The organism is Pseudomonas sp. SDO5591_S426 (assembly GCF_054070755.1).
In genome coordinates this window covers 1-8759 of record NZ_JBSVXD010000214.1, presented here as the reverse complement: position 1 = coordinate 8759, position 8759 = coordinate 1, and the positions used below count along the sequence as shown (strand labels likewise).

The window sequence follows — 8759 nt, the reverse complement described above, 5'->3', positions numbered from 1 at the left end:
CAGACCGGAGGGCAGTGTCCCCGGATGAATGCCGGAGCGAAGGAACACCGAGCCTCAGCGAGGGGCCGGACGCTCGGGGCGAGCGTTTTTTTGGTTACTTTTTTTAGGCGCTTGTAAAAAAAGTGACTCGCCGTAAGGGCGAAACCATAAGCCGCCGTTACCGAAGAAACGGATATGTCCCCGGTGTTCCGAAAAGGCGCGCCCACTCATCAAATGCTCCTATATGTAACACCACCGTAATAGCTGCAACACCGCCGAATACGACGATCCGAAACCCCAGTACCTCTAACTCAAGCCCCACCTCCTAAATCTTCAAAAAAACTGGAAACAGGCACACTGCTTGCTACAGTTAATATCGTATACGAAATCCCCAATACAATATCCAACAGCCACCCACCCACGAGGCATCTATGAAAAACCCAGCATTTGCCGTAGCCCTCAGCGCTGTTCTAAGCACCTCCTTCATCGCCACCGCCCAAGCCGACAAACTCGACGACATCATCGGTTCCGGCAAACTGCGCTGCGCCGTGACCCTCGACTTCCCGCCCATGGGTTTTCGCGATGGCAGCAACAGCCCGGCCGGGTTCGACGTGGACTACTGCCATGACCTGGCAAAAATCCTCGGCGTCGAAGCCGAAGTCGTGGAAACGCCGTTCCCGGATCGCATTCCGGCGCTGGTCTCCGGACGCGCCGACGTGATTGTCGCCTCCACCTCCGACACCCTCGAACGGGCCAAGACCGTCGGCCTCACCGTGCCCTACTTCGCCTTCCAGATGGTAGTGCTGACCCGCGACAACACCGGCATCAACAACTTCAATGACCTCAAGGGCAAACCGGTGGGCAACACCAGCGGCACCTATGAAGCCATTGCCCTGGAAAAAGACGTGAAGAACTGGGGCACCGGCAGCTTCCGCGCCTATCAATCGCAGAACGACACCCTGCTGGCAGTCGCCCAGGGCCATATCGATGCCACCGTCGTCACCAACACCGTGGCCGCCGCCACCCTCAAGTCGGGCAAGTACAAAAACCTGAAAGTCGCCGGTAACGCCCCTTACGTCATCGACTATGTGTCGCTGGGCGCCAAGCGCAGCGAGTACGGTCTGATCAACTACCTCAACCTGTTCGTCAACCAGCAGGTGCGCACCGGTCGCTACAACGAGCTGTTCGTCAAATGGGTCGGCACCGATATCCAGCCGGCCAACCTGACCGTGCCACAGGTCTACTACTAAGGTGTCCGGCATGCCCAGGTCCATTTCTCTGAGCGGTCGCAGCCTGGTCGGGGGCGCCGCGCAAGGCGCCTTGCTGTTCGCCGATGTCGGGCTGAGCTTCTGGGGCGGGGTCGAGCCCAGCACCGGCGAGGTCATCGATCGCCACCATCCCCTCAGCGGTGAATATCTGGCCGGCCGGGTGCTGGCCATTCCCAGCGGTCGCGGCTCGTGCACCGGCAGCAGCGTGTTGATGGAGTTGATCAGCAACGGTCATGCACCGGCGGCGCTGGTGCTGGCCGAACCCGATGAGATCCTGACCCTGGGCGTGCTGGTGGCGCAGACCATTTTCGAACGCTCCCTGCCGGTGCTCTGCATCGGCCGGGAGGCCTTTGCCAACTTGCGCGGCCAGACCTTCGCGCGGGTTGAAAATGCAACGCTGAGCCTGTTCGAACGGTTGCCCGACGATGTCTGGCAGGCGCTCGACAATCCTGTGCCCGACACCGTCGCCAGCGCCTCGATCGAACTCACCGAATACGATTGCGCGCTGCTCGATGGCCGGCATGGCAAGGCGGCGCAAATGGCCATGCAGATTGTCCTGCGCATGGCCGATCTGCAAGGTGCGCGCAGTCTGGTCGATGTCACCCAGGCGCACATCGATGGCTGCATCTACACCGGTCCGGCGAGCCTGCGCTTTGCCGAACAACTGGTGCAATGGGGGGCGAAAGTCAGCGTGCCCACCACCCTCAATTCGATTTCCGTGGACCAGCGCCGCTGGCGTGAACTGGGTGTCGATCCGGCGCTCGGCGAACCGGCCAGTGCCTTGGGCGATGCCTACATGGCCATGGGCGCGCAGCTGAGTTTTACCTGCGCACCGTACCTGCTCGACAGTGCCCCGAAGGCTGGCGAGCAGATCGTCTGGGCCGAGTCCAACGCCGTGGTCTACGCCAACAGCGTGCTCGGTGCACGCACCCTGAAGTATCCGGATTATCTCGACATCTGCATCGCCCTCACCGGCCGCGCTCCACTGATCGGCTGCCACCTGGACGCACAGCGTAAGGCCCGGCTGCAGATCGAATTGCCTGCCCTCGGTGAACTGGACGATGCCTTCTACCCGCTGCTGGGTTACCACATCGGTGCACTGGCCGGCAGTCGGATTCCGCTGGTGTACGGGCTGGAAAAGTACTCACCGAACCTTGACGACCTCAAGGCCTTTGGCGCGGCCTTCGCCACGACTTCCGCCGCACCGCTGTTCCATATCGCCGGAGTCACGCCGGAAGCCATCGATCCGTTGCTGGTGCTGGAACCTGACACCTGCATCCCCGAGGAGAAAATCCGCCTCGAAGACTTGTTGCTCAGTTGGCGCGAACTCAACAGTGCCCGGGACAACCGGGTGGATGTGGTCTCGCTGGGCAATCCGCACTTCTCCCTCAGTGAGTTCGCACAGTTGGCAACGCTGTGCCAGGGCCGGCGTAAGCATGCGCACGTGGTGCTGGCGATCACCTGCGGCCGTGCGGTGCTGGAGCAGGCTCGCAGCGCCGGGCATATCGCCGTGATCGAAGCCTTCGGCGCGACGCTGGTGACCGATACCTGCTGGTGCATGCTCGGCGAGCCGGTTATTCCGCCGGCCGCAAAAAACCTGATGACCAACTCGGGCAAGTTCGCCCACTACGCACCCGGCCTGGTCGGTCGCAAAGTGCACTTCGCCAGCCTCAAGGAATGCGTCGACGCCGCCTGCACCGCCACGGCCAGCGGACGTCTGCCGGCCTGGCTGCAACCTGCCGCCCAACTGGAGAGCCCCGCGCATGTTTGACTACACCTTCCAATGGCGCTCAGCCCTGCGCGCCCTGCCGGACATGCTCGCCGGCGCTCTGGTCACCTTCGAAACCGCCGCGCTGTCGATGATCTTCGGCGTGCTGATCGCCCTCGCGCTGACCGTGATGCGCGAGGCCAAGCACCCGCTGCTGCGCGGTTTCGGCAATGGCTGGGTGTCGATCGCGCGCAACACGCCGTCTCTGTTCCAGATCTACATCCTCTACTTCGGCCTCGGCTCGTTGGGCCTGCACGTCAGTTCATGGTTCGCCCTGCTGGCGGGCATCACCTTCAACAATGCCGGGTACCTGGCGGAAAACTTTCGCGGCGGCCTCAAGGCTGTGCCTCACACGCAAGTGCGCGCGGCGCGTTCGCTGGGCATGAGTGCCTTCCAGGCCTACCGCATGATCATCGTCCCGCAACTGCTGCGCATCGTCTTCTACCCGCTGACCAACCAGATGGTCTGGGCGGTGCTGATGACCTCGCTGGGGGTGATCGTCGGGCTGAACAATGACCTGACCGGCGTGACCCAGGAATACAACGTCAAGACGTTCCGCACCTTCGAGTACTTCGCTCTCGCTGCGGTGCTGTATTACCTGATCGCCAAGGCGATTGTCGCGGCAGCCCGGCTGATGGCCTGGCGGTTGTTCCGTTACTGAGGAGCTGTCCATGTTTTCCACCGATTTTTCCTCGAATGACCTGCTGTTCCTGCTCGACGGCGCGTGGGTCACGCTGCAACTGACCTTCTGGTCGATCATTCTCGGCTCCCTCGCCGGTTTGTTGTTCGGCCTGTTGCGAGCGTTGTTGCCGCGCGCCAGCCTGCCGTTGGCCTGGGTGCTGGACGTGTTTCGCAGCGTGCCGTTGCTGATCCAGTTCGTGCTGTTCAATTCGCTCAAGAGCATCGTCGGCCTGAACATCAGCGCCTTCAGTGTCGGCTGCATCGTACTGGGCGTGTACACCGCCGCGTACTTCACCGAGATCGTCCGTGGCGGTGTGCTGGCGGTGCCGTTCAGCGTGCGCCGGGCCAGCCGTTCGCTGGGGCTGAGCTTCTTCCAGGATCTGCGCTGGATCGTCCTGCCGATGGCCACCCGGGTGGCATTTCCCGGCTGGCTGAATCTGGTCCTCGGGGTGATGAAAGACACCGCGCTGGTGATGTGGATCGGCATCGTCGAATTGCTGCGCGCCTCGCAAACCATCGTCACGCGCATTCAGGAACCGCTGCTGGTGCTGTGCATCGCGGGCCTTATCTACTACGTCATGAGCCTGGTGGTCGCACGCCTCGGCGCTCGTCTGGAAAGAAGGTGGCAAGAAAATGATTGAGATCGACAACGTACATAAATCTTTCGGCAACCTCGAAGTGGTCAAGGGCGTCAACCTGACGGTGAACAAGGGCGAAGTGGTGTCGATCATCGGCGGCTCCGGCTCCGGCAAGTCGACCCTGCTGATGTGCATCAACGGCCTGGAACCGATCCAGAAAGGCAACATCCGCGTCGATGGTGTCGAGGTCCATCACAGCGCCACCGACCTCAATCGCCTGCGGCAGAAAATCGGCATCGTGTTCCAGCAATGGAACGCCTTCCCTCATCTGACGGTGCTGGAAAACGTCATGCTCGCGCCGCGCAAGGTGCTGGGCAAAAGCAAGGCCGAGGCCGAGGAACTGGCGGTACAACAGCTGACCCACGTTGGCCTGGGCGACAAGCTCAAGACCTTCCCCGGCAAGTTGTCCGGTGGCCAGCAGCAACGCATGGCCATTGCCCGCGCCCTGGCCATGTCGCCGGACTACATGCTGTTCGACGAAGCCACCTCGGCCCTCGATCCGCAACTGGTCGGCGAGGTACTGGACACCATGCGCATGCTCGCCGAAGACGGCATGACCATGGTCCTGGTGACCCACGAGATTCGCTTTGCCCGCGACGTGTCCGACCGCGTGGCGTTCTTTCGCAATGGTTTGGTGCATGAAATTGGTTCGCCGGATCAGGTGATTGGCAATCCGCTGCATGCGGAAACGGCGGCGTTTCTTAAATCAGTGAAATGACAACTGGCCTCATCGCTGGCAAGCCAGCTCCCACAGTGATTTGGGTTGGTCAACCATTTTGCATACACCACAAAAACTTGTGGGAGCTGGCTTGCCAGCGATAAGGCCCTGACAGACAACACAAGGAGCAAACCATGCGCTCATCAAAAGTCATCCACGTCGTCAGCTGCCACGCCGAAGGCGAAGTCGGCGACGTGATCGTTGGCGGAGTCGCCCCGCCGCCCGGCGCCACCGTGTGGGAACAGTCGCGCTGGATCGCCAAAGACGAAACCCTGCGCAACTTCGTCCTCAACGAACCCCGCGGCGGCGTGTTCCGTCACGTCAACCTGCTGGTGCCGGCCAAGGACCCGCGGGCGCAGATGGCCTGGATCATCATGGAGCCGGCGGACACCCCGCCGATGTCCGGCTCCAACTCGTTGTGCGTGGCCACCGTGCTGCTCGACAGCGGCATCCTGCCGATGACCGAGCCGCAAACCCGCCTGGTGCTGGAAGCGCCCGGCGGCTTGATCGAAGCCGTGGCCGACTGCCGCGATGGCAAAGTGCAACGGGTGGAAATCAAGAACGTGCCGTCGTTCGCCGACCGTCTCGACGCCTGGATCGAAGTCGAAGGCCTCGGCTCGCTCAAGGTCGATACGGCCTACGGTGGCGACAGTTTCGTGATCGCCGATGCCAAGGGCTTGGGCTTTGCCATCCGCCCCGACGAGGCCGCCGACCTGGTGGCGATCGGGTTGAAAATCACCCGCGCCGCCAACGAGCAACTGGGCTTCGTCCATCCGCTGAATCCCGAGTGGTCGCACATTTCCTTCTGCCAGATCGCCGCGCCCCTCGTCCATGAGAACGGCATCGCCACCGGCGCCAACGCCGTGGTGATCCAGCCGGGCAAGATCGACCGCTCCCCCACCGGCACCGGTTGTTCGGCGCGCATGGCCGTGCTGCACGCAAAAGGTTTGATGCAGGTCGGCGAGCGCTTTGTCGGGCGCTCGATCATCGGTTCCGAATTCCACTGCCGCATCGATTCAGTGACCGAAGTGGCCGGTCGCGCCGCCATTTACCCGTGCATTTCCGGCCGGGCGTGGATCACCGGCACCCACCAGCTGCTGCTCGACCCGAGCGACCCGTGGCCACAAGGCTATCGCCTGTCCGACACCTGGCCCGGTGCCTGATCACCTGACCAACGGGCACAAATAACCCCCTGAAAACGAAAAAAGCACTAGCCGAACATAGTCATTTTAAATATCGTATACGAAATACAAAAACGAACTGGAGGTAACAAATGAGCAAGCGCATTAACTGGAGTGGTGTATTCCCTGCGGTGACCACCCAATTCAACGACGACTTCACCATCAACCTGGACAAGACCCATCAGGTGATTTCCAACGTGATCCGCGATGGCGTCTCGGGCCTGGTGGTCTGCGGTTCGGTGGGTGAAAACACCTCGCTCACCGCCGAAGAAAAAATCGCCGTGACCGAAGTCGCGGTCGATGCCTCTCGCGGTCGCGTGCCGGTGATTTGCGGCGTGGCCGAGTTCACCAGCGTGCAAGCGGCCAAGGTGGCCAACGCCGTGCGCAAGGTGGGCGTGGACGGTGTGATGTTGATGCCGGCGCTGGTCTACGGTTCCAAACCGTTCGAGACCGCCGAGCACTACCGCTACGTGGCGAAAAACGCCGACGTGCCGCTGATGGTCTACAACAACCCGCCCATCTATAAGAACGACGTCACCCCGGACATCCTGATTTCCCTGGCCGACTGCGACAACGTGGTGTGCTTCAAGGATTCTTCCGGCGACACCCGTCGCTTCATCGATGTGCGCAACGAAGTCGGCGACCGTTTCGTGCTGTTCGCAGGCCTCGACGACGTGGTGCTGGAAAGCATCGCGGTGGGCGCCGAAGGATGGGTCTCGGGCATGTCCAACGTGTTCCCGAAAGAAGGCGAAACCATCTTCCGCCTGGCCAAGGCCGGCCGTTTTGCCGAAGCCATGCCGATCTACGAATGGCTGATGCCGATCCTGCACCTGGACGCCCGCGCCGACCTGGTGCAATGCATCAAGCTCTGTGAAGCCATCGCCGGTCGCGGCAGCGCGCTGACCCGTCCACCGCGCCTGGCCCTGCCGGAAGCCGATCGCCTGTTCGTCGAGCAGATCATGGCCAAGGCCCTCGCCAACCGTCCGCAGCTGCCGGACGTCGGTCTCTGAGTGATTGCCGGGCGGGCCTTTGCGGGTCTGGCCCGGCTGCCTGTTTTTTGCGCCCTTACAGGAAACGCCAGCATGTCCAATCCTCAACACAGCTCAAGCGCAACCACACCCTCGGGACTCAAGCGCGTCGTCGCCGCCGCGATGGCCGGCACCGTCGCCGAATGGTATGAATTCTTTCTCTACGGCACCGCCTCGGCATTGGTTTTCGGCAAGCTGTTCTTCCGCCAGACCGACAACCCCGTCGACGGCATCATCGCCGCCTTCGCCCTCTATGCCGTAGGCTTTCTGGCCCGTCCGCTGGGCGGTCTGGTGTTCGGTCACTACGGTGACAAATTCGGCCGCAAGCGCCTGCTGCAACTGAGCCTGGTGGTGGTCGGCATCACCACTTTCCTGATGGGCTGCCTGCCCGGTTTCGACCAGATCGGTTATGCGGCGCCGCTGTTGCTGGTGCTGCTGCGGTTGATCCAGGGGTTTGCCTTTGGCGGTGAATGGGGCGGCGCGATTTTGCTGGTATCCGAACACTGCCCGGACAATCGCCGAGGCTTCTGGGCCAGTTGGCCACAGGCCGGCGTACCGGCCGGTAATCTGGTTGCGACTGTCGCCCTGCTGCTGTTGTCGTCGAACCTGTCGGAGGAGCAGTTCCTCGCCTGGGGCTGGCGCGTGGCGTTCTGGTTCTCGGCCGTGGTGGTGCTGATCGGCTACTGGATTCGCACCAGTGTCGATGACGCCCCGATCTTCAAGGAAAGCCAGGCACGCCAGGCGCAGACCCGCCAGCAACAACTGGGCGTGGTGGAAGTGCTGCGTCATCACTGGCGCGCGGTGCTGGTGGGGATTGGTGCACGGTTCGCCGAAAACATCCTCTACTACACCGTGGTCACGTTCTCGATCACCTACCTGAAACTGGTGGTGCACAAGGACACGTCGCAGATCCTGTTGCTGATGTTCGGTGCGCACCTGCTGCACTTCTTCCTGATCCCGCTGATGGGTTATCTGTCCGACATCGTCGGGCGCAAACCGGTGTACCTCACCGGCGCAGTGCTCACCGCGTTCTGGGGTTTCATCGGCTTCCCGATGATGGACACCGGCAACAACTGGCTGATCATGGCCGCGATTACCCTGGGCCTGGCCATCGAGTCGATGACCTACGCGCCCTACTCGGCGCTGATGGCCGAGCTGTTCCCGACCCACGTGCGCTACACCGCATTGTCGCTGTGCTATCAGGTCGCGCCGATTTTCGCCGGTTCCCTCGCACCGCTGATCGCCATCACCCTGCTCAACAAGTACAACAGCTCGACACCGATCGCCTGGTACCTGGTCGGCGCCGCCCTGATCTCGATCGTGGCCGTCGGCCTGACCCGCGAGACCCGTGGCAAGTCGTTGCGTCAGGTGGATGCCGAAGCGGCGGCGCGGGTGGCGGCACTTGACCCAGCAGCAGCCAACTCACGCCGGGCGGATTCGTTGGCCTGACCCGGACCCTGTAGGAGCGAGCCTGCTCGCGATGGACGCAAGGACGACG

8 protein-coding genes are annotated in these 8759 nt (G+C 62.2%); all 8 read left to right on the top strand.

The features are described 5' to 3' along the window. Nucleotides 1-410: 410 nt before the first annotated feature. The 8 genes from ACW9JC_RS26385 (at nucleotide 411) to abaF (ending at nucleotide 8710) form a co-directional block, all read left to right on the top strand. Nucleotides 411-1229: an ABC transporter substrate-binding protein gene (locus ACW9JC_RS26385; protein WP_457458657.1), complete on the top strand. Its 819-nt coding sequence runs from the start codon at nucleotides 411-413 to the stop codon at nucleotides 1227-1229. 10 nt (nucleotides 1230-1239) lie between these two features. Continuing rightward, a complete protein-coding gene (gene lhpI, locus ACW9JC_RS26380; protein WP_457458655.1) occupies nucleotides 1240-3018 on the top strand; it encodes a cis-3-hydroxy-L-proline dehydratase in 1779 nt (592 codons plus the stop codon). Further along, nucleotides 3011-3676 (top strand): amino acid ABC transporter permease, encoded by a 666-nt coding sequence (locus ACW9JC_RS26375; RefSeq protein ID WP_457458653.1) that lies wholly within the window; start codon nucleotides 3011-3013, stop codon nucleotides 3674-3676. Before lhpI ends, ACW9JC_RS26375 begins: the two co-directional genes overlap by 8 nt. 10 nt (nucleotides 3677-3686) lie before the next feature. Next, nucleotides 3687-4337: an amino acid ABC transporter permease gene (locus ACW9JC_RS26370; protein ID WP_338581738.1), complete on the top strand. Its 651-nt coding sequence runs from the start codon at nucleotides 3687-3689 to the stop codon at nucleotides 4335-4337. Continuing rightward, nucleotides 4330-5052, top strand: coding sequence for an amino acid ABC transporter ATP-binding protein (locus ACW9JC_RS26365; RefSeq protein ID WP_034150206.1), 723 nt, complete (start codon nucleotides 4330-4332; stop codon nucleotides 5050-5052). Before ACW9JC_RS26370 ends, ACW9JC_RS26365 begins: the two co-directional genes overlap by 8 nt. A gap of 134 nt (nucleotides 5053-5186) precedes the next feature. After that, a complete protein-coding gene (locus tag ACW9JC_RS26360) occupies nucleotides 5187-6215 on the top strand; it encodes a trans-3-hydroxy-L-proline dehydratase (protein WP_457458651.1) in 1029 nt (342 codons plus the stop codon). Between the two features lie 110 nt (nucleotides 6216-6325). Next, nucleotides 6326-7243, top strand: coding sequence for a dihydrodipicolinate synthase family protein (locus ACW9JC_RS26355; protein WP_416129651.1), 918 nt, complete (start codon nucleotides 6326-6328; stop codon nucleotides 7241-7243). A gap of 72 nt (nucleotides 7244-7315) precedes the next feature. Beyond that, complete coding sequence (gene abaF, locus ACW9JC_RS26350; RefSeq protein ID WP_416129650.1) at nucleotides 7316-8710, top strand: fosfomycin efflux MFS transporter AbaF; 1395 nt, start codon at nucleotides 7316-7318, stop codon at nucleotides 8708-8710. The last annotated feature ends 49 nt before the right edge of the window (nucleotides 8711-8759 follow it).

Excerpts from the sequence above, each read along its gene's own strand:
- ACW9JC_RS26355 (WP_416129651.1), top strand. The coding sequence starts at position 6,326 with ATGAGCAAGCGCATTAACTGGAGTGGTGTATTCCCTGCGGTGACCACC.
- ACW9JC_RS26375 (WP_457458653.1), top strand. The coding sequence starts at position 3,011 with ATGTTTGACTACACCTTCCAATGGCGCTCAGCCCTGCGCGCCCTGCCG.
- ACW9JC_RS26370 (WP_338581738.1), top strand. The coding sequence starts at position 3,687 with ATGTTTTCCACCGATTTTTCCTCGAATGACCTGCTGTTCCTGCTCGAC.
- ACW9JC_RS26385 (WP_457458657.1), top strand. The coding sequence starts at position 411 with ATGAAAAACCCAGCATTTGCCGTAGCCCTCAGCGCTGTTCTAAGCACC.
- ACW9JC_RS26360 (WP_457458651.1), top strand. The coding sequence starts at position 5,187 with ATGCGCTCATCAAAAGTCATCCACGTCGTCAGCTGCCACGCCGAAGGC.
- ACW9JC_RS26365 (WP_034150206.1), top strand. The coding sequence starts at position 4,330 with ATGATTGAGATCGACAACGTACATAAATCTTTCGGCAACCTCGAAGTG.
- lhpI (WP_457458655.1), top strand. The coding sequence starts at position 1,240 with ATGCCCAGGTCCATTTCTCTGAGCGGTCGCAGCCTGGTCGGGGGCGCC.
- abaF (WP_416129650.1), top strand. The coding sequence starts at position 7,316 with ATGTCCAATCCTCAACACAGCTCAAGCGCAACCACACCCTCGGGACTC.